The 23,718-nt window shown below is 60.2% G+C and carries 20 protein-coding genes, 1 pseudogene and 1 riboswitch; of the genes and pseudogenes, 8 read left to right on the top strand and 13 right to left on the bottom strand.

Annotated elements, in window-relative coordinates; genetic code table 11:
• The first annotated feature begins 78 nt into the window (after positions 1-78).
• Positions 79-194: riboswitch (TPP riboswitch) on the top strand.
• The 6 genes from thiC (at position 191) to HMPREF3153_RS09115 (ending at position 5,857) form a co-directional block, all read left to right on the top strand.
• Positions 191-1,948, top strand: coding sequence for a phosphomethylpyrimidine synthase ThiC (thiC, locus tag HMPREF3153_RS09090; RefSeq protein ID WP_070420622.1), 1,758 nt, complete (start codon positions 191-193; stop codon positions 1,946-1,948). It overlaps the preceding riboswitch by 4 nt.
• The gene (locus HMPREF3153_RS09095) at positions 1,941-2,582 is read left to right on the top strand and encodes a thiamine phosphate synthase (protein ID WP_083280992.1); all 642 of its coding nucleotides are present in this window, start codon (positions 1,941-1,943) and stop codon (positions 2,580-2,582) included. Before thiC ends, HMPREF3153_RS09095 begins: the two co-directional genes overlap by 8 nt.
• On the top strand, positions 2,579-3,694 hold the full coding sequence (gene thiO, locus HMPREF3153_RS09100) for a glycine oxidase ThiO (protein ID WP_070420623.1): 1,116 nt from the start codon (positions 2,579-2,581) through the stop codon (positions 3,692-3,694). Before HMPREF3153_RS09095 ends, thiO begins: the two co-directional genes overlap by 4 nt.
• 45 nt (positions 3,695-3,739) lie before the next feature.
• Complete coding sequence (gene thiS, locus HMPREF3153_RS09105; RefSeq protein ID WP_005528881.1) at positions 3,740-3,937, top strand: sulfur carrier protein ThiS; 198 nt, start codon at positions 3,740-3,742, stop codon at positions 3,935-3,937.
• Between the two features lie 4 nt (positions 3,938-3,941).
• Positions 3,942-4,721 carry a thiazole synthase gene (locus HMPREF3153_RS09110; RefSeq protein ID WP_070420624.1) on the top strand — a complete coding sequence of 260 codons (780 nt, stop codon included), beginning with the start codon at positions 3,942-3,944 and terminating at the stop codon, positions 4,719-4,721.
• Positions 4,721-5,857, top strand: a complete 1,137-nt coding sequence (locus tag HMPREF3153_RS09115; protein WP_070420625.1) for a ThiF family adenylyltransferase — start codon at positions 4,721-4,723, stop codon at positions 5,855-5,857. The genes HMPREF3153_RS09110 and HMPREF3153_RS09115 overlap by 1 nt, the downstream gene beginning before the upstream one ends.
• A 14-nt stretch (positions 5,858-5,871) precedes the next feature.
• On the opposite strand, the gene HMPREF3153_RS09120 is transcribed toward HMPREF3153_RS09115, so the two are convergent.
• From HMPREF3153_RS09120 to rimM, 6 genes are all read right to left on the bottom strand, one after another.
• The gene (locus HMPREF3153_RS09120; protein WP_141740935.1) at positions 5,872-7,995 is read right to left on the bottom strand and encodes a YhgE/Pip family protein; all 2,124 of its coding nucleotides are present in this window, start codon (positions 7,993-7,995) and stop codon (positions 5,872-5,874) included.
• A 101-nt stretch (positions 7,996-8,096) separates the two neighbouring features.
• Positions 8,097-10,403 carry a Tex family protein gene (locus HMPREF3153_RS09125; protein WP_070420626.1) on the bottom strand — a complete coding sequence of 769 codons (2,307 nt, stop codon included), beginning with the start codon at positions 10,401-10,403 and terminating at the stop codon, positions 8,097-8,099.
• Between the two features lie 182 nt (positions 10,404-10,585).
• A complete protein-coding gene (locus tag HMPREF3153_RS09130) occupies positions 10,586-11,164 on the bottom strand; it encodes a hypothetical protein (protein WP_070420627.1) in 579 nt (192 codons plus the stop codon).
• Between the two features lie 201 nt (positions 11,165-11,365).
• Positions 11,366-11,728 carry a hypothetical protein gene (locus HMPREF3153_RS09135; RefSeq protein WP_046645273.1) on the bottom strand — a complete coding sequence of 121 codons (363 nt, stop codon included), beginning with the start codon at positions 11,726-11,728 and terminating at the stop codon, positions 11,366-11,368.
• Positions 11,718-12,584: a tRNA (guanosine(37)-N1)-methyltransferase TrmD gene (gene trmD / locus HMPREF3153_RS09140; RefSeq protein ID WP_046645272.1), complete on the bottom strand. Its 867-nt coding sequence runs from the start codon at positions 12,582-12,584 to the stop codon at positions 11,718-11,720. Before trmD ends, HMPREF3153_RS09135 begins: the two co-directional genes overlap by 11 nt.
• On the bottom strand, positions 12,581-13,081 hold the full coding sequence (rimM, locus tag HMPREF3153_RS09145; RefSeq protein WP_070420628.1) for a ribosome maturation factor RimM: 501 nt from the start codon (positions 13,079-13,081) through the stop codon (positions 12,581-12,583). The genes trmD and rimM overlap by 4 nt, the downstream gene beginning before the upstream one ends.
• 131 nt (positions 13,082-13,212) lie before the next feature.
• Here rimM and HMPREF3153_RS09150 point away from each other — a divergent pair, with 131 nt between their 5' ends.
• Positions 13,213-13,623: a cupin domain-containing protein gene (locus tag HMPREF3153_RS09150; RefSeq protein WP_005528866.1), complete on the top strand. Its 411-nt coding sequence runs from the start codon at positions 13,213-13,215 to the stop codon at positions 13,621-13,623.
• A 95-nt stretch (positions 13,624-13,718) separates the two neighbouring features.
• Here the strand turns inward: HMPREF3153_RS09150 and rpsP are convergent, their stop codons facing one another.
• Positions 13,719-14,222, bottom strand: a complete 504-nt coding sequence (gene rpsP, locus HMPREF3153_RS09155; protein ID WP_070420629.1) for a 30S ribosomal protein S16 — start codon at positions 14,220-14,222, stop codon at positions 13,719-13,721.
• Between the two features lie 442 nt (positions 14,223-14,664).
• Here rpsP and HMPREF3153_RS09160 point away from each other — a divergent pair, with 442 nt between their 5' ends.
• Positions 14,665-16,935, top strand: a complete 2,271-nt coding sequence (locus tag HMPREF3153_RS09160) for an acyltransferase family protein (protein WP_070420630.1) — start codon at positions 14,665-14,667, stop codon at positions 16,933-16,935.
• 1 nt (position 16,936) lies between these two features.
• On the opposite strand, the gene HMPREF3153_RS09165 is transcribed toward HMPREF3153_RS09160, so the two are convergent.
• From HMPREF3153_RS09165 to HMPREF3153_RS09190, 6 genes and pseudogenes are all read right to left on the bottom strand, one after another.
• Positions 16,937-18,121, bottom strand: a complete 1,185-nt coding sequence (locus tag HMPREF3153_RS09165; RefSeq protein WP_070420631.1) for a TIGR04053 family radical SAM/SPASM domain-containing protein — start codon at positions 18,119-18,121, stop codon at positions 16,937-16,939.
• A 134-nt stretch (positions 18,122-18,255) separates the two neighbouring features.
• Positions 18,256-19,869 carry a signal recognition particle protein gene (ffh, locus tag HMPREF3153_RS09170; protein WP_070420632.1) on the bottom strand — a complete coding sequence of 538 codons (1,614 nt, stop codon included), beginning with the start codon at positions 19,867-19,869 and terminating at the stop codon, positions 18,256-18,258.
• Positions 19,870-19,916: 47 nt separating this feature from the next.
• Positions 19,917-22,028: a [protein-PII] uridylyltransferase gene (locus HMPREF3153_RS09175; protein WP_070420633.1), complete on the bottom strand. Its 2,112-nt coding sequence runs from the start codon at positions 22,026-22,028 to the stop codon at positions 19,917-19,919.
• A 1-nt stretch (position 22,029) separates the two neighbouring features.
• Positions 22,030-22,368: a P-II family nitrogen regulator gene (locus tag HMPREF3153_RS09180; RefSeq protein ID WP_005528853.1), complete on the bottom strand. Its 339-nt coding sequence runs from the start codon at positions 22,366-22,368 to the stop codon at positions 22,030-22,032.
• Positions 22,369-22,371: 3 nt separating this feature from the next.
• Positions 22,372-23,270 (bottom strand): annotated as a pseudogene (locus HMPREF3153_RS12505) (ammonium transporter).
• 78 nt (positions 23,271-23,348) lie between these two features.
• On the bottom strand, positions 23,349-23,717 hold the full coding sequence (locus tag HMPREF3153_RS09190) for a Na+/H+ antiporter subunit G (protein WP_046645266.1): 369 nt from the start codon (positions 23,715-23,717) through the stop codon (positions 23,349-23,351).
• Between the last annotated feature and the right edge of the window lies 1 nt (position 23,718).

Consider the following 23,718-nt stretch of genomic DNA (forward strand, 5'->3'; position numbering starts at 1 on the left):
TTCCATACCCACCGCGCGAACAGCAAATTCTTGCAATTCCAAGACAGACGCGCATCACAGGGCTTATGGTGTGTAATGCAAGTACCCCACGGGTGCCCATGAAGAAGTGGGCTGAGATAGGCGCAGATACCGCACCTAGACCGTTTGAACCTGTCTGGTTAGCACCAGCGAAGGAAGAGAGGAAGGCGCCATGACGGCTACCCCTAATGAGATCCACCCCAAGCATTCTTACTCCCCTATCCGCGCAAACGGACTGGAAGTTCCGGAGACCGAGATCGCTCTAGATGATTCCCCGACGGGGCCCAACGAACCTTTCCGCGTCTACCGCACCCGCGGCCCCGAGTGCGAGCCGGAGGTGGGCCTGCCGGGTCTGCGCAGCGAGTGGATCGCGCAGCGCGACGACGTTGAGGAGTACGCCGGCCGCGAACGCAATCTGGCCGACGACGGCAAGTCCGCGCAGCGCCGCGGCGCTGCCTCCCAGGAATGGCGCGGGCAAAAGCGCACTCCTTTGCGCGCCAAGCCGGGCAAGCGAGTCACCCAGATGCACTATGCACGCCAGGGAATCATCACCAAGGAAATGGAGTTCGTGGCGCTGCGCGAGCACTGCGATCCCGAGTTCGTGCGCGCCGAGGTCGCCCGCGGACGTGCGATTATCCCGAATAACATCAACCACCCTGAGTCCGAGCCGATGATCATCGGCCGAAAGTTCTTGACCAAGATCAACGCCAACATCGGCAACTCCGCCGTGACTTCTTCTATCGCAGAAGAAGTGTCCAAACTGCGCTGGGCCACCCGCTGGGGAGCCGATACCGTGATGGATCTTTCCACCGGCGATGACATCCACACCACCCGCGAGTGGATTCTGCGCAACTCCCCTGTGCCAATTGGCACCGTGCCCATCTACCAGGCGCTGGAGAAGGTAAACGGCGTGGCCGAGGACCTTACCTGGGAGATCTTCCGCGATACCGTCATCGAGCAGTGTGAGCAGGGTGTGGACTACATGACCATCCACGCTGGTGTGTTGTTGCCCTTCATCCCGTTGACCACCAAGCGCGTCACCGGAATTGTCTCCCGCGGCGGTTCCATCATGGCGGGCTGGTGCTTGGCTCACCACAAGGAGTCCTTCCTCTACGAGAACTTCGACGAACTGTGCGAGATTTTTGCGCAGTACGACGTCGCTTTCTCCTTGGGCGATGGCCTGCGCCCTGGCAGCCTGGCCGACGCCAACGACACCGCGCAGTTCGCCGAGCTTAAGACCATCGGCGAACTCACCCGCCGGGCCTGGGAGTACGACGTGCAGGTCATGGTGGAGGGCCCCGGCCACGTTCCGCTGAACATGATCCAGGAGAACAACGAGTTGGAGCAGGACTGGGCTTCCGACGCCCCGTTCTACACGCTCGGCCCCTTGGTCACCGACATCGCGCCTGGTTACGACCACATCACTTCCGCAATCGGCGCCGCACACATCGCCATGGGCGGCACTGCGATGCTCTGCTACGTCACCCCAAAGGAGCACCTGGGCCTTCCCAACCGCGACGACGTCAAGACCGGTGTCATCACCTACAAGCTCGCCGCGCATGCCGCCGACGTAGCAAAGGGCCACCCCGGCGCGCGGGCGTGGGATGACGCGATGAGCAAGGCCCGCTTCGAGTTCCGGTGGCACGATCAGTTCGCGCTTTCGCTCGACCCGGAAACCGCACAGGAATACCACGACGAGACCCTGCCGGCTGAGCCCGCCAAGACCGCGCACTTCTGCTCGATGTGCGGCCCGAAGTTCTGCTCCATGCGGATTAGCCAGGACATTCGCGATACTTTCTCAGATTCCCTGGGCATGCCGAGCTTCCCTGTCGATGCCAAGGCGGGCGAGGCAATGATGTCGGCAGAGTTCAAGGCGCAAGGCTCCCAGCTCTATCAAACGGCAGACAAGGAGCCAGCCGGCCGTGCTTGATCTGCGTTGTTACTTCGTCACCGGCACCAATATGACACCGGAGATTGCCGCGGCCGCCGTGCGTGGCGGCGCGGGCGTGGTGCAGGTGCGCTCAAAGCCTATTTCTGCCCGCACGCTCTATGATTTGGGCGCCCGCGTGGCCGAGACGGTGCACGAGGTAAATCCGCGCGCGCACGTGCTTATCGACGACCGCGTCGACGTCGCCCTAGCTCTGCGTTGCGCGGGCGCGCCCGTACACGGCGTGCACATCGGCCAGGACGATCTCTGCCCACGTGCCGCGCGTGAGCTGCTCGGCCCCGATGCCATAATTGGCCTGACCACGGGAACGCTTGAGTTAATTAGGGACGCGAACCAGTACGCGGACGTCCTCGACTACGTCGGCTGCGGTCCCTTCCGCGCTACCCCGACGAAGGATTCCGGGCGCACCCCGCTGGGGCTCCAGGGCTACCCAGAGATCGTCGCCGCCTCGCAGCTGCCCGTAGTCGCCATCGGCGACGTCACCGCGGATGATGCCGCCGAGCTCGCTGCAACCGGCGTCGACGGCCTGGCCGTCGTGCGCGGAATCATGAATGCCCCGGACCCGGCCGCCTACTGCGAGCGTCTCCTGAGCGAATTCGAGAAAGGTCGCGCATGAGCACTGCCAGCTCAAGCGTTGCCATCGTCGGCGCCGGGGTCATTGGCCTTGCCACCGCAGTAGAGATGGCGCAGTCAGGGATCAATGTCGATGTCTTCGACTCAGCGCCGGCATCCGGCGCCACGCACCATGCCGGCGGCATGCTGGCTCCCGCCGCGGAGGTGGTCTATCAACAAGACCCGCTCTTTCCGCTGATGCAGGCCTCAGGCAAGTGGTATCCGGAGCTTATCGCGGCCGTCGCCAAGCACAGCGACCTCGATACCGGCTACCGCGACGAAGGCACGCTCGTGGTAGCCGCGGACCGCGCCGATTCCCAGCATTTGTCAGAGCTCATGGACTACCAGAATGCGCACGGCATGCAGGTCGAGCGCATCACCGTGCGGCAGGCGCGCTCCCTCGAACCGGGGCTGAGCCCACGCCTGGCCGGCGCCGTCTCAATTCCTGGGGATACGCAGGTCTTCCCCCGGCAATGGGCGCTCGCGCTATATGACGCCGCGGAAAACTTAGGCGTGCGCTTTCACCGCACAAAGGTCACACGCATCGACGATGGAGTCGACGGCGGAATGGTACACACCGAAGAAGGTACCTTCGCCGCAGACCAGGTGGTGCTGGCCGCCGGACTGGGGGCGAATGGTCTTAGCGGATGGTCGCAACCGCTGCGCCCAGTCTATGGCGACATCCTGCGCCTACGTGTGCCAGAGCAACGCCGCCCGCTACTAAACCGCGTGGTGCGCGGATTCGTGGAAGACCGCCCTATCTATCTGATTCCACGCGGCGACGGAACCATCGCCGTGGGCGCGACCAGCCGCGAGGATAGCCTCCATGCCCCGCTGGCCGGCGGTGTCTATGACTTGCTGCGCGATGCCATCCGGGTGCTGCCGGGCATCGAGGATTGCGAGTTCCTAGAAGCCACCACCGGCGCCCGCCCGGGCACGCCTGATGATCTTCCCTACTTGGGGCGCGTGAGTGACAGGCTCATTGTCTCCACTGGGTATTTCCGCCATGGCATCCTGCTGGCCGCCTTCGGTGCACGGTGTACGCGCGAGCTCGTCCTCGGCGAGGACCCCAGCATCGACCTTTCGGCCTGTGACCCGCTGCGCTTTGCGCGCTAGAGCCGAAGTACAGACAGCTATATCAAGACAGGTATAAGGAACACGATGACAATCACCTACAACGGGCAGAAGATGGATACCACCGCAGCAACAGTGGCAGCACTGATTGCCGAGGTCAATGCACCAGAAGCGGGCACTGCGGTGGCTATTAATGGCGCGGTGGTTCCGCGCTCGGCGTGGGAAGACACCCGCCTCGAAGAAAGCGCGGTCATCGATGTTCTTACTGCAATCCAGGGAGGCTAGTAAAGTGCTGACAATCGCGGATAAGAGCTTTGAATCCCGGCTCATCATGGGCACGGGAGGCGCAAGCAGCCAGGACGCGCTGGAAAAAGCACTGGTAGCTTCCGGCACGCAGCTAACCACCGTGGCGATGCGCCGCCACAGCGCGCAGGCAGGTGGCGAGAGCGTCTTTGACTTGCTGCGCCGGCTTAACATTGAGCCGCTGCCGAATACCGCGGGCTGCCGAACCGCGCGCGATGCCGTGCTCACGGCGCAGCTGGCGCGCGAGGCGCTAGGCACCAATTGGGTCAAGGTAGAAGTCATCGCGGATGAACACACGCTGCTTCCCGATGTCGTAGAAACCATCGACGCCACCGAGCTCCTCGTGGCAGAGGAGTTTACGGTCTTGGCCTATACCAGCGATGACCCAGTGGCGGCGCTGCGCTTGGAGGATGCGGGCGCTTCCGCCGTGATGCCGCTGGGCGCGCCGATCGGCACGGGGCTGGGTATCTTAAATCCCCACAACATCGAGCTCATCGCCGCGCGCGCCAGTGTGCCCGTGCTTGTCGACGCCGGCATCGGCACCGCCTCCGACGCCGCCCTCGCGATGGAGCTAGGCTGTGACGGGGTTCTGCTGGCCAGCGCTATCAACCGCTGCCAAGACCCCGTGGCCATGGCCCACGCTATGCGTCATGCGGTGGCCGCCGGGCACTATGCCCGCCAAGCAGGACGCATCCCGCGCCGCGAGCATGCCCAAGCCTCCTCGACCTTTGTAGGCCTTGCCAGCTGGGCCGATGAGGTGCTCTAGTGGGCCTTAGCGAACTCGAGTCTGCCCGCACCGCGCGCCAACAGGTGCTAATCGGCCAGGATGCGCAGGTTGCGCTTAACCGCGCGCACGTGCTCATCGTGGGTGCGGGCGGATTGGGCTGCCCGGTCCTGCAGCAGCTGGCCGCCGCGGGTATCGGGCACATTACGCTCATCGACGATGACGAGGTAGCGCTGAGCAATATCCACCGCCAGGTGCTCTTCGGTGTGGATGACGTGGGCCAGCCCAAGGCCGCGGTCGCCGCCCGGCGCGCCCGCGAGCTACAGCCAGAGATACACATCGAGGCGAAAGTCGCCCGATTTAGCGCAGACAATGCACTGCATCTGTGTCAGGACACAGACCTCGTTATCGACGGCACAGATACCTTCGACACGAAGTACCTCATCGCCGACGCCTGCGAGGCAACCTCGACTCCGCTGGTCTGGGGCACCGTCTTGGGTTTTCGCGGCGACGTAGCACTATGGCATTCAGGCACTTTCACCCCGGATGGCCGCGGCTGCGGTTTGCGCGACCTCTTCCCTGCCGCTCCCACTGCCGATGCCCTTCCCGATTGCGCCAGCGCCGGTGTTCTGGGAGCTACCACCTCCATCATCGGCGGGCTGATGGCCACCGCCGCGATTGGCTGGTTCACCGGAATCGACACCACCGTGGGCCAGGTATCCAGCTACACCGCGTACCCAGCTAGTCTGCGCAGCTTCCGCGTCAGCGCCGATCCCGGGCGCGCACTATGCACCTCACTGGAGGCTCATGCCGAGCTCAATTCCAACGCCAGCGTTGCTGCTAGCGCCAGCGTTGCTGCTAGCGCTGGCGAAGCTGCGGAGTGCTTCCTCGACATCCGCGACCCGTCCGCACTGCTTTATAGCTCGCTGCCGGCGAACTTGCGCCAGCGCGCTCTGCCTTTTCACACGATTGCTGCAGGCACCGCTGGCGATGAGATGGTGCGCGAGGCGCTGGGCTCTTTAGATGCTCCGGCTGGCGGCACCGTCTGGGTAATTTGTGATTCTGGCAGCCGGAGCGCCGGGTTCGCGCTGCGCTATGGCGAGCTCGCCGCAGGGCTTGGACTGCGGCTGCGCAGCTACCCCGGCGGCGCGGAGCGCCTACACCGGGAGCTTAGTTAGCTCGCGCACGCCGCTTAAGCCGTGGTCGCTGTCATGACCTTGTGCTCGTCCAATAGGCGCGCGGTACCGTGGTGGCGTGCGCGGAAGATGAGGTAGCTAGCGGCTACCGCCAAGACGGTGACGCTGAACAAGACCATGATGCCGCCGGCGAAGGTGCCGTCATGAATGCCATCGGTGGCGCGGGTGAAGGCATTCTTGGCATAGGTCATCGGGTGCAATGGATGCAGCAAACGCAGCGGTGCCGGGATGGCCGCCGTGGGCCACACGCCGCCGAAGACCATGACGCCCATGGCAAAAACGCCGACCGCGAAGATGGCGCCAATCCTGCGCCCGAAGGTCACCAGCAGCAGCTGGTAGGTGGCAGCACCCACCATCGCGATTGCTGCGAGCACTCCCAGCATCATCGGCCAGCTTGCCGGGTGCCAGCCCATAAGCGTGGACATCAGCGCCATACCCAGCAACAACAAGAAGTTGATGCCGCTAACCAGCGCGAATGCGGGCAAAATGCCACGCAGATAATAAGGCAGGGTCATAGCGAGCAGCAGCATGGCTAGGAAGCCAAAGACGAGCACCAGAAGCATCGAGACGCCGCCCGTGATTTCCTTCTTGGTTGGGTCGACGGCACTAACGCCGGTCTGCACCGGATGGACGTTGGATTCAGTGAAGTTGATCGGCACCGCCATATTCTGTGCGGTCACGTCCGGCTGGGTAATACGCGGGGCCTTCGCAGCGCCCTCGCCCAGCTTCGTGGCGAGCTGCCCCGAACCATCCTTGAGCCTATCGATGCCGTCTTTCAATTGGGCACCGCCGCTCTTCAACTGACCGGTACCATCCTTGAGGCTCGTGGTGCCCTCTGCCAGGCGTCCCGCGCCTTCATCCAGCTGCACGGCACCGGTCGATAGCTCGCCCACGCCACTTTTCAGCTGGCCGGTTCCCTCCGCCAGCTGATGCGTGCCCTGGTTGAGCTTGAGCATGCCACCTAGGTACTCGGAATTCGGGTCGGACAAGTTGTAATTCAGCTGCTTCGTACCATCACGCAGTTTCTCCAGCTGGGAGACCATGTTGCTGCTATTTGCCGGATCCAGCTTCGTCAGCAAAGCGGAAAGCTGGTCTGCCTGGTCCGTCATTCCCATTCCGCGCAGCACATCCACTAAGCCGATGAGGCTCGGCACCACTGACTGTGCTTGCTGCAGGAGTGGGATGAGCATGCCGGTGAGCTGGCCGACGCCACCTTCGATTTGGCTGGCGCCTTCGCCAAGCTTGCCCGTGCCCTCCAACAACTTATCGGAGCCCGTCGCCAGCTTATTCGCGCCGTCGTCAAGCCTGCCCGCACCCGTGGAAAGCTCGCTTACGCCCTGGACCAGTCGGCCGGTGCCATCGTGCAGCTGCCCTGCACCGTTATTGAGCTCGCCTGCTCCGGCATCCAGCTTGTCGATGCCGGTCACCGCCTTCTCGCCGCCGGCCTGCAGCTTACCCACGCCCTCGTCAAGACGGCTTGCGCCTGCGGCTGCGGCACCGATGCCATCGCTGAGCTTGACCAGGCCCTCGATGACTTGATCCGCATACTTTTTGGAAATCGCGTTCTCAACGCTGGTCTGCACCTGCGGAACCAGGCTCGAAGAAATCACCGAGCCATTCGTTCCGTAATAGTCGTTGCTGGCGAAGTGGATCTGCGGTTTGACCGGCTTATCGCTGATGATGGTGACCGCTTGCTCCGAGAAATCCTTTGGGATGGTCACCACCATCAGGTACTTGCCCTTTAACAACCCATCGTTTGCCTCCTGGGCGTTCATCTCGGCGAAGTTCAGGTAGTCAGTTGCCAGGAGGCCTTCTACTACTTGATCGCCGTAGTTGACGTATTTGCCCTGCTTTTCCACGCCTGCGTCCTCGTTGACCACCGCCAGGTCAATCTGCCGCATGTACTTGGAAGGGTCCCACATCGCCCACATCATCGTGGCTGCGAGGATGACTGGCGCTACCAGCAGGAAAACAATCAGCACCCGCGAGAGTGTGCTCCGCGGGCGCCAGTCCAGGATGCGATGCCACCCTTCCGCTTCCGTTTCTTGCACGGCATGGGCAGCCGGCTGCGTGGCGTGGAACGGTGTTTGTTTCTGATGCAAGGCGAAAATCTCCCTCATGAAGGCATGGTGACTGCAGCCACCCTTTTGTTTGTTTCGCCAAACTTATCATTAACTCGCCGCACTGCACTAACGCGCCACGAAGCAACATTTAATAGATTTTATTTGCCGAAGCCGGCCTTCTTCAGTGCATCCGCCATGGAGCCGCCGGCAGGACGTCCACCGGAATTGCCGCGGCCGCCGCGCGCTCCACGGCCACCTTTGGCGCCATTGCCAGTGTTGCCACCACGCTTGCCGCCACCCTGGCGTTGTGCAGGCTGGCCTGGTTCATCATCGAGGCGCAGCGAGAGGCCGATGCGCTGACGCTGCACGTCAACCTCCATGACCTTAACCTTTACTACCTGCCCGGAGCGCACGACCTCGTGCGGATCGGAGATGAACTTATTGCTCATCGCGGAAACGTGTACCAGACCGTCCTGGTGCACTCCGACGTCCACGAAGGCGCCGAAGGCCGCAACGTTGGTGACGGTCCCCTCCAAAATCATGCCCGGTACCAGGTCTGAGACTTTGTCCACTCCTTCCTTGAAAGTAGCGGTCTTGAACTCAGGGCGTGGATCGCGGCCTGGCTTATCCAGCTCAGCGATGATGTCCGTGACGGTGGGGACACCGAAAGTATCGTCAGCGAAGTCTGCCGGCTGCAGTTTCTGCAGCACTCTGGAGTTACCGATAAGTTCAGCCACACCGAGCCCCGTGGACTCCGCGATACGCGCCACCACCGGGTAGGCCTCAGGGTGAACTGCCGAGCTATCGAGCGGATCGGTTCCGCCATTGATGCGCAAGAAGCCTGCTGCCTGCTCGAAGGCCTTTGGCCCCAAGCGCGGAACCTTCTTGAGTTCCTTGCGGGATGCGAAGGAACCGTTCTCATCGCGGTAGGCCACGATGTTGGTGGCGATGGTGGCGTTCACACCTGCGACGCGCTCTAGCAGCGGCACGGAAGCAGTATTCAGGTCCACGCCCACACCGTTCACGGCGTCCTCAACCACGCCATCGAGGGTGCGAGCGAGTGCAGTCTGGTTAACATCATGCTGATACTGGCCAACGCCGATGGCCTTCGGATCGATCTTTACCAGTTCAGCCAGGGGATCCTGGAGACGGCGAGCGATGGAGACCGCACCGCGTAGGGAGACGTCCATGTCTGGGAACTCATCCGCGGCAAGCTGGGAGGCCGAGTACACCGAAGCACCCGACTCGGAGACAACGACGGGCGTCGGACGCTGGCCGCCGGCCTGCTTCAGCATGTCAGCGATCTCGTTGGCCAGTTTCTCCGTCTCACGGGAAGCGGTGCCGTTGCCGATGGCCATGAGATCCACAGAGTGCTTCGCGCACAGCGTGGCCAGAGTATTTACTGCCTGGCTCCACTGGTTCTGTGGCTGGTGCGGATAGACAATTGCAGTGTCGATTACCTTGCCAGTGGAATCCACCACCGCGCACTTCACGCCATTGCGGTAGCCCGGATCCAAACCGATGGTGGCGCGCTGGCCAGCCGGCGCGGCAAGGAGAACGTCACGCAGGTTGGTGGCAAAGACCTTCAAGGCGCCCTCTTCGGCGATCTCCTTCAGGCGCATGCGCACATCAAGGCCAGAAGAGATGTAGAGCTTCGTGCGCCAGCCCCAGTGCACGGCGTCGGAAAGCCACTTGGAATCCTTGACCGCGAGATCAAAACGCTCAGCAATCATGCCCTCATAGACTTCGTCTTCACCGGCATCCAGGTTGAGCTGGAGAACGCCCTCGTTTTCACCACGCAGCAAGGCCAAAATCCGGTGCGAAGGCAGCTGATCAAAGGGCTCAGAGAACTCGAAGTAGTCCTTAAACTTTGCGCCCTCAGCTTCTTTTCCGGCCACTACACTGGCCCCCATGGTGCCCTGGCTAAACATGCGCTCGCGCACGTCACCCACAAGGTCGGCGTCGAGAGCAAAGCGGTCAATGATGATGGAACGCGCGCCCTCGAGAGCCTTCTTGGTGTCTTCAAATCCTTCAGTCAGGAACTGCCCCGCCATCTCTTCTGGATTGGCCGTGGGGTTCTCAATGAGCTTGTCCGTCAACTCTTCCAGGCCGGCCTCACGAGCGATGTCGGCCTTAGTCTTGCGGCGCTTCTTGTATGGCAGGTACAGGTCTTCCAAACGCGCCTTGGTCTCGCACGCGAGAATCTGTGCACGCAGCTCGTCGGTGAGCTTTCCTTGCTCATCGATAGCCGCCAAAATTGCCTCTTTGCGCTCTTCCAATTCGCGCAGGTACGTCGCGCGCTCCTCGATGGTGCGCAACTGCGAATCATCCAAACCACCAGTGGCTTCTTTGCGGTAACGTGCGATAAATGGGACGGTGTTTCCCTCCGCCAGAAGCGTCAAAGCAGTCTCAACCTGAGACTCCTTTACACCAATTTCTGCGGCAATGGTAGCTGCAATCTTCAAAAGAAATCCTCACCTTTGTGGCTGATTTTCTGGACTCAACAAAGGTACCGCACCGCCTTTTCATCCCAGCGATGAGCGCTCCAACTCCTCAATTACTTTCCCCTCACGCAGTAACGCCCCAACACATTCGTGTCGGGGCGACTCGTCCAGGAAGCGCAATGCTTTGACGTGCTCGCAGGGCGTTAGTAGATGAGAACTGCTGCGTTGTCGCCTCCAGAACAGCGGACAGAGGAGGACGTGCCGGAGCAGTACATGTAGTAGTTGCCGCCGGTAACCGGAGAATAAACCTTCAGCGTTGCGTTCGGGGAGCCGGTCGCGGCGTAGTTGCTTACAAAGGATGAATAAACATTTGCTGCAAAGCTTTGCGAGGTGTTGCCGGTGAGCGCTCGATAGCTGGTGTATCCAGAGGAGTAGGACGGAGCTTGTGTAACGCGCTGAACGGGTGCGACGGGTTCTGGCGCCTGCACAGTCACGGTGGCTGGGCGCTGCTCAGTGACAGTTACTGGGGCGACGTCCTGTGCAGAGGAGACGGGCACTGGGGAGGCCGCACCAGCAGCAGCATCAGAGCCGCCGCTTTTGCCCATGAACGCCATGACGCCCGCCACGATTGCAGCTAGGCAAAGACCAACGATGGCCGTAATAGCCACTGCCAAGCCGGCTGAAATCCCGCCGCGCTGCTCTGTGGGCGCCAGGTAGTTATCTGCCGGATAGGTGAAACCAACGCCGTTGTTGGCCTGAGGGAAATTGTTGGGAATGGACATGCGGTGCACCTGCCTTGTATCGAGTAAAGAGAGAGTGAAGTAAGGAAACTTCCTTTTGATGACTTCACGATAAGACAGGCGCTAGCAACGACGATTGATTTCGGGGAACATTCCTCTTTCCGCAGCTCACAAGATGGTTCTGCAGCAACTAATCAGAGGGCGAGGCTCCCCATTTTCGTCACCCAGTTACTACCTAAAGATCTATGGTTGCCACGCGCAGGCGGTGCCCAACCCGAACTCGGTGTGACCGATCTCGGAGGTTCCGTACCACAGAATGTGTGGTGGCAGGCAGTCCACCACTGCCGCGGTCACCTTGGTCAGTGGCAACGTTGAGGTTCCATTGACGATGACGCGCCAGACATTCTCACTAACCGGCGCGGAGCCATGCTTGTCCATGTACTCGTTGACGAGCACATTATCCGGCTCACACGTGAAAGAGACGACCTCAGCGCTAATATTCGCCGGTTCAAAACCGTTTGCAGCCAGCTGTTCTGGCATGCCTTCGAGAATCTCGTTCCACTCTTTTTCCGTCATCAAAACTGACAGGTCAGTACTAACTTCCATTGCGAAGACTCTCCAGGAACTTCTTGTCTTTCTTATCCAGCTCAACTTTTTCGAGCAGTTCCGGACGGCGTTCCAGCGTACGTTTTAGCGACTGTTGCCGGCGCCATTCATCCACCCGCGCGTGGTTTCCAGAGGTCAGCACCTCAGGCACGGCCAGCCCACGCCACTCGCGTGGTTTGGTGTAGCTCGGGCCCTCGAGCAAACCATCGGAGAATGAATCTTCCTCATGAGAGCGCTTATTGCCCAGCACGCCTGGGATGAGGCGCACGATGGCCTCAGCAATAACCAGCACCGCCACCTCCCCGCCGATCAACACGTAGTCCCCGATGGAGACTTCTCGCACGCGGTAGCGCTGCGCTGCATCGTCAATGACACGCTGGTCGATGCCCTCGTAGCGGCCACAGGCAAAGACGATGTGTTCCTCGTTGGACCACTCGCGCGCGTCTGCTTGGCTAAAAGGTTTACCCGCGGGGGTCGGCACGATCAGCAGCGGCAAGGACGGATCCTCAGCAACGCCGTCCTCCCCTACCGACCGCTCGTAGCCGATGGCCTCCACGCCCTCGACGTCGTCGTGGCGCGGCCTATTGAGGTGCGGGAGGGAGGATTCCAGGTCCGTGGTGCGCGCGGCACCACTGGCGACGTCGTCAAGCGCAGGGCCCCAGACTTCCGGTTTCATGACCATGCCTGGGCCGCCGCCAAAGGGGGAATCGTCCACAGATTTGTGGACATCCGTAGCCCAGGCACGCAGATCGTGGACGCCTACAGATAGCTTGCCCTGCTCGATGGCCTTGCCCAGCAGAGCATGACGCAGCGGGTCCAAGTACGCGGGGAAAATCGTAATGACATCGAGCCTCACAGGTCCAACAATCCTTCCGGTGGAGTGATGGTGCAGGTGCCTTCGTCGAGATCGACCTCGGGAACGATTTCTTCAACGAAGGGAATCAAGGCTTCCTTGCCAGATTCCAATCGCACCTCCAGTAAGGACTGGGTTGACCCATGGGTAAGTCCGGTGACCTCGCCGATGTCGTTGCCATCATGGATGACGCGCAAGCCTTCCAACTCATGGTCGTAGAAACCGTCATCGTCAGGGTCATCGAGCGGCGGGGCGAAGAACTGTGTGCCGCGGAGCGAATCTGCCGCGGTGCGGTCCTTTATCTCTTCAAAGGTGATGAGAAGGCGCCCCTTGTGCACGCGAACTGCCTTGATGGTGAGTTCGTGTTCCTTCTTTCCTTGGCGGCCATGGAGCACCTCGTCCACCGCGAAGCGGATTTCGGGCTCGTCGGTGGTGGCTTCGACGCTCAGCTCGCCTTTGATTCCGTGCGATTTGATGACACGGCCGATCATTAGTTCCATTTGCTCAACTTTAATCGCTTCCAACTGACGGCACGAACTACGATATTTTATACGATTTTAGACTTATTAAATCCGATATTTTTGGGTAACGTTGACAATGAAACCACCGCTTTTAGATAAAGGAGAAGCCCATGGCAGAGCTTCCAATCAATGACGTAACCACCTTCGGTAATGCCAGCCATCGCGGCGAGAAAATGCTCAATCTGGACCTCCTGGCGGAGGCGCCAGAACCAAACGCGCAGCGCCCGCGCCCGGCCGTCAAACGCGTGTTGAGCGCCGATGGCGGCAACCTCATCCTATTCACCTTTAACGCGGGCCAAAGTTTGCCGGACCATAAGGCCGCACATCCGATTACCGTGCAAACGTTGCGCGGAGAAGTCTTGTTTACGTGTGGAGGCAAAGAAGTCCCCCTCCGGCCAGGCCAGATCATCCACCTGCCAGCCTATGTTCCACACCGGGTTGACGCGGTGGAATCGGATGGCGATTCACCGGCAATTATGCTGCTCACAATGTTGACAGGAGAAACAATAGCCAGCGCTTAAAACGGTGATAGCAAAGGGGCGCCTGTTACCGTTCCCCTTTACGGGAGGTAACAGGCGCCCCTTAGAAGATCTAGTTACGCAAAAGCGCGGCGAGATTACTCTGCGGACTCCTCAGAAGCCTCAGCGGACTCCTCGGACTCTGCTGCAGCAGCCTCAGCAGCAGCTTCTTCTGCAGCCTTCTCAGCAGCAGCCTTAGCTTCTGCCTCTTCCTTAGCCTTCTTCTTCTTTTCAGTGATGGCCTCGATGGATGGGCCGTTGTTAGCCTCAGCCAGTGCAGCGTTGAACAGCTCCAGCTTGGACGGCTTCGGCTCAGCAACCTTCAGGGTGCCCTCAGCGCCCGGCAGGCCCTTGAACTTCTGCCAGTCACCGGTGACCTTCAGCAGCGCGAGAACCGGCTCGGTCGGCTGTGCGCCGACACCCAGCCAGTACTGTGCGCGCTCGGAATCGATCTGGATGAGGGAAGGCTCCTGCTTCGGCTGGTAGATACCGATGTTCTCGATAGCCTTGCCGGAGCGGCGGGTGCGTGCATCAGCGATAATGACGCGGTACTCAGCGTTGCGGATCTTACCGATACGCTGCAGCTTGATCTTGACAGCCATGATTGGCTCCTTTTCTAGTCACCGGGCAGTTCAGACACGCACAACCTGATAGCGGTGCGCCGGTTCAGCCCTTGGATTTACTCTGCGCGTGACATGCCGGCCGTCCGTAGGCGGTACCGGCGTTACGCAGAATTTTAAGTTTGAGGTGCAATCCGCACGTGTGCATACTCTTCTTCAAAAGAAGCACGCGACAGACAACCTAAACGAGTGTAGCGCCACGCGAATGAAAAATGAAATCTGCGCAACGGCCTAAGCAACTTCTGCCGCTTAGTAGCCGCACCGTTATGTCCTTGGGCCCACAACAGAGTAATCTGTTTGACGCAAACCCATGACCCTTTCAGGCCTTACCTTAAGCGATTGAACACTGCGCCCTCCTCTAGGGCGGTCCCACACAAGAGTATTCAAAATATTTTTGCAGTTGCCCGGCCTGCTGAGAGAAATTATGACTGAAGATTCGCCACGCAGCTTCCGCTACCGCTACGACCTAGACGGTCTTCGCGGCATCGCCATCGCACTCGTGGTTATTTATCACGTATTCGTCGGGCGAGTGTCCGGCGGCGTCGATGTCTTCTTGCTACTTTCTGGCTACTTCTTCTTGGGCTCGCAGCTTCGCTATGCCGCCAAGTCAAATGCATCCCTGAATCCATGGTGGCCGATTTGGCGCACGCTCAGGCGCCTCGTACCAAGCCTCGTTCTAGTTATCGGCGCCACCTATTTCTTGGTACGCGCTTTCACGCCGGAACTCATGCGCACCGAGCTGGCTCAGCAAATTACAGCCACGATGCTCTACTTCCAGAACTGGGAACTAGCGAGACAAAACGCTGATTACACGGCCGCCTCTGCAAGCACCTCGCCACTGCAGCACATGTGGTCAATGGCTGTGCAGGGCCAGTTCTACATCATGGGCATCGTTTTCGCGCTGATTCTCGCGGCCATCATGAAACTGCGCCCAGCCGAGGACCCTAAGCGCCTCAAGCAGGTGCGCTTCCCCACTGTCAATCAAATCGCTGGCCCCATTCTTATCGTCGCTACGATCGCATCCTTTGCCTATGCATCTCGGGAGGGGCTGTACGGTTCGCCCGCTAACTACTACTCCACGTGGTCCCGCGCATGGGAGCTAACGCTCGGCGCCGTACTCGCGATTTACGGCTCGAAGTGGAATATCCCGACTCGATTCTCCAATTTCTTCACCGGGCTCGGCCTCGTGTGCTTGGTTTTTACCGGCGCCGTTATCGCAGAGACCACCGCTTACCCGGGACCGCTTTCCTTGCTTCCGCTCGGCGGCGCTGTCCTAATTATCTTGGGTGGCGGCGGATCTATTTCCCGCCACATGGCTTCCCCAAAGGCACGCTGGCTTGGCGACGTCGCGTACCCGCTCTACCTCTGGCACTGGCCACTGTTGATCCTGTCCACAAAGGCATTGGATTTAGAGACCCCGCCGTGGTGGCTGGGCATTATTATCATCGCAATTTCCTTGGTCCTCGCAGACCTCACGCACCGCTTCCTGGAAAAGCCTCTGCGCCAGGCTCGCAAGCGCCCGACCAAGGATGATCTTCCAGTCAACAGCGCTATTGCATCGATGAAGCACACCCCTGGTTCCTTGCGCGCTGTTGGTGGTGTGCTTATCAGCGTCTGTGTAGCTGGCCTGCTATTAATCCAACCGATGTGGATGAGCACCATTTACTCAGAGAATGCGGAAAACCTCGATCCAAAGCTGTACCCAGGCGCAGCCGCATTTGCCATGAACGCTGAAACCCCGAAGGGTGTGGAGTTTAAGCCAGACCCTATTTTGGTCGGCGGCATTATGCCTCCAACTGCTGTGGCCTTCTGTTTCATCGGCCAAGACATGCCTGCCGATTACTTACCTAGCGCACGCCTCGACGGCACACCTTGCACATTTGGTGACCGTGAAGCAAAGACTGAAGTCTATGTGGTTGGCGGTTCTCACGCAGAGCAGTGGATAGCTGGCCTTGACCGCCTGGGCCGCGAAATGCACTTCAAGATTGTCCCGATGCTGCGACAGGACTGTCCGATTGAGCTTGGCGACGACCTTACAGTCACCCCTGAGTGCAACAAGTGGGGCGAGATGGTCACTGACCGCATCGTCGACGCCAAGCCGGCCCTGGTCATTTCCAACACCACCCGCCCTTCGGGCCCGCTTGGTCAAGGTCCGGACTACGTCCCAGCCGGATACATCGAATTCTGGAACCGCTTGGCTGAGGAGAAGATACCTTTCCTCGGTCTGCGTGATAACCCCTGGGGCTTCGACGACGCCGGTAAAGGCCGCGAGTTTGATGAATGCTACGTAGCTACCGAAGACATTGAAGGTTGCGGCATGACTTTTGACGAGGTTTATGCCCCTGTTGATCCAGGCGCCGAGATCTTGTCTGAGTATGACAACATGATTTCCCTGGACACCTCTTCTTGGTTCTGCGACAAGGACGGCGCTTGCCCCGTTGTCATCGGAAATACCATGGTGTACCGCGATATGCACCACATCAGCAATGCTTTTGCAGAGTCCGCAGCCCCCATGCTGCGCAAGGCTATCGAGCCTTTCCTCGAAGGCAAGAAGCAAAAGCAGGACCCGCCTGAATCCCCATCATCGACTCCGAAACCCACGCCGCAGTCTTCGACGCCGAATACTGCGTCCCCTACTTCGGAGGCGGCTCAGCCGGTTCCCTACCCTTATTACCTCAACAACGACGCCGTCTAAGTTAGCTGTTGTAAACGTGGGTGGCGGCGTCAAGCTTGCCCTTCTGACCTTCCCATGCAAGCGGAACATAAGCACACGTGGGATCGGAGGCCAAAGGATCGCCCGTCATCGCGAATGCGGTCGAGCGCGAGCCGCCGCAGACGGTGGCATACTCACACACCGCGCACTTGCCCGACCACTGCGCAGGATCTCGCAGTTTCTTAAACACCGGCGAATTGGCATAGATATCCGGCAGAGTTTGCTCCTTGACGTTGCCGCAATGCATGGGCAAGAAGCCGTTCGGATAGACGTCGCCCAGGTGATCAATGAAGACGAACCCGGATCCAGCATTGATGGCCATCGGCGGGCGGGGGCGGCGCGTATGTGAGGCATCCGCGGGCCCGAGAACTCGCTCGGTTTCCTCAGTGAGGAACTTATAGAGCTCGCCGCCCTCGTATTCGATTCCCCGCTGGGCTTCGATGACGACGCGTCGATACTGCGGGCCTTCGGTGGTCTTGATGGCTACGCGATTGGAGACGTCGTGCAGCCAATGCATGGCGTCCTCGCGCTCGAGCGGCGTCAGCGCTTCCAAACCAGTGCCACGGCCGGTGGGAACAAGGAAGAACACGCTCCACAGCTTCGCGCCCATTTCAATAACGCGCTTGAGCAGCTGAGGTGCTTCCCTGACGTTGTTCTTGGTGATGGTGGAGTTAATCTGCAGTCGATAGCCCACGTCCGTGACTACTTCAGCCATCTTGATAGTTTGGTCGAAAATGCCCGAAAATCCGCGAAAATAGTCGTGGGTCTCGGCGGTAGCACCATCAAGGGAAAGGGACAATGCGCAACCGCCAGCGGCGCGCAGCCCTTCCAGGCGCTCACGCGTGAGACGCGGTGTCACCGATGGCGACAGCGACACATTCAGTCCGAGGGAGGTGCCGTATTCGGTGAGCTCTTCGAGGTCGCCGCGTTCAAAAGGGTCGCCGCCGGTGAGCACCACGATGGGGCGCGGTTTGTCATAGCTCGCGATGGAGTCCAGTAGCGCCTTGCCCTGTTCCGTGGTCAGCTGTCCAGGTGCTGGCTCGTGCTGCGCATCGGCGCGGCAGTGCTGACATACCAGCTGGCAGGCGCGTGTTACCTCCCAAATGGCGATGAAGGGCTTCGCGTTGATGTCATGGTGGACTTGGCGGACAACTGGGGTGGGCTTCATGGCGCGTTCGGTGACCTTTGGACTCGGAAGTTCTTAAATCCAACTTTAGTCGTAGAAAATCTAGGGGCCAAACCGGCAAAGACAAAAAGGGCGGACACGCAACGCGCATCCGCCCCCTCGTGGTGGGAATCTATTTACTTCTTACCCTGCCCAAAGTCGAGGTTGTTGAGATCGATGTTTTCCATCCCCTTGGGCATCTTCGGCATGCCCGGCATTCCTGGCATTCCACCGCCACCCATCTGGCTCTGCAGCTTCTGCAGTTCCTCCATGGACGGCATTCCACCAGGCATTCCCGGCATTCCCGGCATGCCGCCGCGTGGACGATTCTTGGCAGGCTTGCGCTTGCCGTTCTTACCCTTGCGGCCCTTGGCCTTCTTCTTGGTCGCAGAACGGCCCATGCCTGGGCCCATGCCGAACTGGCCAGCCATCTTGGACATCATCTTCTTGGCTTCGTTGAAGCGCTCGATGAGCTGGTTGACCTCAGAGACCGAAACGCCGGAACCGTTCGCAATACGCTTGCGGCGGGAGGCGTTGAGGATCTTCGGATTCTCACGCTCTTGCGGGGTCATGCCGCGAATGATGGCCTGGATGCGGTCGAGCTGCTTCTCATCGACCATCTCTGCCATCTGGTTCATCTGCTTGCCGCCCGGCATCATCTTCAACAGGTTGCCGATTGGGCCCATGCGGCGGATCATCAGCATCTGATCCAGGAAGTCATTCAGGGTGAGCTCGCCGCTGCCCAGCTTGGCAGCAGCTTCTTCGGCCTTCTGGTGGTCGAGGGTGGCCTCAGCCTGCTCGATGAGCGAGAGCAAGTCACCCATACCCAGGATGCGCGAAGCCATGCGCTCAGGGTGGAAGACGTCAAAGTCCTGGAGTTTCTCGCCCGTGGAGGCGAACATGATGGGCTTACCCGTGACCTCACGGATAGACAGCGCCGCACCACCGCGGGCGTCACCGTCGAGCTTGGTCAGGACCACGCCGGTGAAGTCGACTCCGTCGCGGAAGGCCTCGGCGGTCTGGACTGCGTCCTGACCAATCATGGAGTCGATGACGAAGAGGACTTCATCTGGGTGCACGGCGTCGCGAATGTTGCGTGCCTGAGTCATCAGGGTCTCATCAATACCGAGGCGGCCCGCGGTATCGATGATCACGATGTCGTGCTGGGAGCGCTTGGCTTCCTCAATACCCGCCTGGGCGACGGCGACTGGGTCACCGTGGGAGGTGCCCATCTCGTGCTCATGGGAATCGATGGAGGTACCCGGGTCCGGAGCAAAGACCGCGACCTCCGCACGCTCGCCGACGATCTGCAGCTGCTGGACCGCGCCTGGACGCTGCAAGTCACAAGCCACCAGCATTGGGGTGTGGCCCTGCTTGGACAGGTACTTGGCCAGCTTGCCGGCGAGGGTGGTCTTACCAGCACCCTGCAGACCGGCCAGCATGATGACCGTAGGTGGGTTCTTGGCAAACTGCAGGCGGCGGGTCTCGCCACCGAGGATGTCAACGAGCTCCTCGTTGACGATCTTGATGACCTGCTGCGCCGGGTTCAGCGCCTCGGAGACCTCTGCGCCAGCGGCGCGCTCCTTGATGCGCTTGATGAAGGCACGGACGACGGTGAGCGAGACGTCGGCCTCCAGCAGCGCGAGACGAATCTCGCGGGCGGTGGCATTGATGTCGGCCTCGGTCAGCTTGCCCTTGCCACGCAGACCTGACAAGGCTGTTTGCAAGCGATCGGACAGTGACTCAAACACGAGTGAGTGCTCCCTCAGAATCTCGGGTAATTTTTAACTCCCCCAGCTTAGCCGCTCACAAGCGCTTGGGTCACATTCCTGACCAATGTCGCGCGGGGGACGTCGCCAAGCGGCTTCGCGTGCAGGACCATCGTGGCACCCGGAACATAGCTGGTGATCCACTCACAGTCCGGTAGCTTCGCCAGCACGTGTCCCAGCACACCGGTGCGCTCCACTGTGCGAACCTCGAACACCCCGCCGGTCCACATCGCAGTGGTCGGCGCCCCGTCAATCTCCGGTAGTACCGTGAATACGCCTGATTTATAAGACTGGATAAACCGTGCCTCGTCCGCCGCGGCATCGAAGCTCTCCGCCACGGTGCGCACATCGAACTCCGCGGCAAACCCCTCCCCTTGCGCATCCGAAACGCGCGCCATCCGCGAAGACACAATGGTCCAGCCCAGCGCCGCGATGAGCGCCAAAGGACGAACGACTTCGCGCTGGTATTTGCCCCGCCACGTCACGGTGAGCGTGCGCTCTTCATAGTCAGTGCTCAAAGCTATTTCCTCGTCGGCGTAAACCACCGGTTTAGTGGGTGTGAGCGCTTCCAACTGGTCAAAAGCACGCTCGCTCAAGACCTTTATTCCGGACTCTAAACGCGGGTTCCATACATTAGGCCCTGTAGATTCGGCATCGGCTTTGGTCAAGACGAGGAGCAGGGACAGCGTGAGGTAGTCATAATGGACTGCCGCGAGCAGCTTATCGCGCGCCTCATCTGAGCAAGGATCCATTCGAGAAACCAGTTTGGCTAGCGTCGTGTGCTCAGCTACTAGGGTTTGCACTCGAGAGCGATCCGCCAAGTTTAATCGCATCTTAGCGGCAGCTTTGGCCACCATCTCCGCTCCGACGGCGGCATGGGGGCGGTCGTAGCCCTTGCCAATGTCGTGGTAGAGCGCCGCGAGCAGGAGAAGGTCTGGGCGGGCGACAGTGGTGCGCACCTCGGCGCACCGCGCCACCGTCAGCATCGTGTGGTAGTCCACCGTGTGTGCGTGGCTACGCTCGCGGGGCAGCATGCCACGAATATGAGCCCATTCGGGAACGAGTTTCTCCCACATCCCTACCCGATCTAATTCCTGAATCAGACGAGGTGTGTCTGTGGGAGAAGACAAGATGGTAAAAAAGGCGTCGGTAGTGGCAGCTTTCCACCTCTGCGGTAGCTCAGGCGATGCAGGCAACAACTTCCATACACCTGGTTCGATAGGGCGGTTGGTCCGCGCTGATGCCGCGGCCACGCGCAGCCCGAGGCCCGGATCATCGCGATCTGCATTACGGGCCAATGTGACGTAACCGCCACTATCCACAACACCGACATCGAGTGGTTTGCGGCTACCGAGGCGCTGGCGCCTGCGCACGACGCCCCGTGCTGTGGCCAATGCCCTCTCCATGGCCTTATCCACTGTCGACGCCGCCTTGACCACCGCAGCCGAAAGCTCGTAGCGATCTACAAAGCCCAGCTCCTCCGCAATTTCGGCCGCAAACTCAGGGTCGAGCAGGTCGCGGTGCCGGTGGGCGTGAACATGCAGCAGAGTGCGAACATCCAGCAGCAGGTCGCGCTCAGATTCCAAACGCGGGGTATCTGCCAAGTTACCCAATGCCAAGGCCCTGATGAACTGAATATCGCGCAAGCCACCGCGGCCGTTCTTGATATCCGGGTTGGTCATCGTTGCCAGCGTTCCGGACCGCCGCCACCTCGCGATGGCAGTGTTGAGAAAAGAGTCAAAGTGCTTCTGCAGCAAAATCCGCCACTGGGAAATAATCTTGGCGCGCGCTTCGTCGACAAGCGCCTTGTTCCCCGCCACGTAGGACAGATCCAGTTGCGCGAAACCTGCCGCGGGATCGGCCCCAGCGATTTCCGCACACTCGGTAGGGGTGCGCAGGGCATAATCCAAGTGGTATTTGGCCTCCCAAATGGGGTACCAAATATCTGCCACCGCGTCCTCATCAACCTCCGTGCCATCCGCGTGAATGAGGAGGAAGTCGAGGTCGGAATACGGCGTCATCTCGCGGCGCGCAAAAGACCCTGTAGCTGCGAGGGCAGTCCCCTCTGGCAACTCCAGGGTCTTGGTTAATGCGAGCGCCGCTTCATACGCTTGTGCGCGAAGCTGGGCGGCGTTGTGCATCTTAAACAGCAGCTTCGCCGCGCTCGCCAGTACGGACTCGGATGACGTCCTCAACTGGGGTTACCCAGATCTTGCCGTCGCCAATCTTGCCGGTGTAGGCGGCCTCCACGACGGCGTTAATAATCTCGTCGACGGACTCATCGGAGACCACGATCTCCAGCTTGACCTTCGGAACAAAGTCGGTAGCGTATTCGGCGCCGCGGTAGACCTCGCTGTGACCGCGCTGCTGGCCAAAGCCTTGGGTCTCGGTAACGGTAAGGCCATGAACCTCGAGCTGCTCCAGTGCTTCACGGATATCGGGCAGCGTAAAAGGCTTAACAACAGCGGTAATGAGTTTCATGTCTTACTCCTTGACTTCGGTACGCGGCGGGATAACGGGCGCAGTGCCCAACGTGGAAGTGTTTCCCTGCCCGTTAATAGTAGCGCCCATGCGCCCACGGGAGGAGTCACCACCACTGCTTAGGTCATAAGCGGACTCACGGTGCTGCGCAACATCGATTCCGCTAGACTCGCCTTCTGCATCAATTCTCCAACCAATGGTCGTCTTGATAAGCAAGGCAATGAGATAGGTGCCAATAGCAGAGACAGCCACGGCTACCACCGCAATGACAGCCTGGACGGCCAACAGCTTGAGGCCGTAGACGACGTCGCAGGTAAAGACGCCAGATCAGTCAGCAACCAGCGCCAGGCCCGCCACACCATCAGCGGCGAAGGCGGATCCACCGTTGAAGCCGAACCATCCGAACCACAGGAGCGCGGCGCCGAGCATCACCATGGGCAGGCTGTGCGGACGCGCGAGCTTGCCCGGGAACCCGCACGCTTGCCTACGACCAGCGCTAGGACCATTGCAGCCGTGCCAGCGGGATGTAGACGATGGTGGTCCACAGGCTAGTAAACAAGAGCCACGCGGAGAACTTCACACGGCCAGCCAGCGCGCCGGAAATGAGAGCGGTGGAGATGATGGCGAAGGTGACTTGGAAGGCAATATCGATGACGTTCGGGTAGCCAGAGGCGCCCTCGACGTAGTTGCCCGCGTCGTCTACGATTTTGGCCGCTGCGGCCGAAGAGTTGGAAAGGGCTGCCGAAGAGGCCAGCGACGGACCGGGAGCCGTAGGACATGGACCAGCCCCACAAGACGTAGATGACGGGGACCACGGCCACGACTCCGAAAGGCATCATCATGTTGAGCACTTGACGACGCCCCGACATTCCGCCGTAGAAGAGCGCCATGCCTGGGCTCATGAGGAGTTGCCGGAAGCGGCAATTACTTGATCTGTCGTCGTCTTCCACATCTTTTCTATTGAAAAGACAAGGGGTCAGTTAGAACTCGTCTTCGTCGGCCTTGACAGTGCGCAGTTTTTTATGAACACGGCGAGCGTACTTCACGTCCGTGACGGTGACTCCATAAATCGAACGGCCCATGTAGAACGAGCCCACGGAGCCGATAATCCAGACACCGAAGCACGCGATGAGCACGCGCACCAGCGACCACAGCGAAAAGCCGTTTTCCGAGAAGTCCACGATGAGTTTCGCCACGAGCAAAAGCGGCACAGCCAGACCGACGGTGGGCCCAAGCAGATTGACTCGGGTCAAGGCGTCAGGAGCGCGCCAGAGTGCAATTGCGGTGGCGACCACGAGGATGGTGGCCACGATGAGCAGGATGGATGCGATAATCTCGTAAATCGCCATG

It is taken from the genome of Corynebacterium sp. HMSC06C06 (assembly GCF_001807295.1).
Classification (GTDB): domain Bacteria; phylum Actinomycetota; class Actinomycetes; order Mycobacteriales; family Mycobacteriaceae; genus Corynebacterium; species Corynebacterium striatum.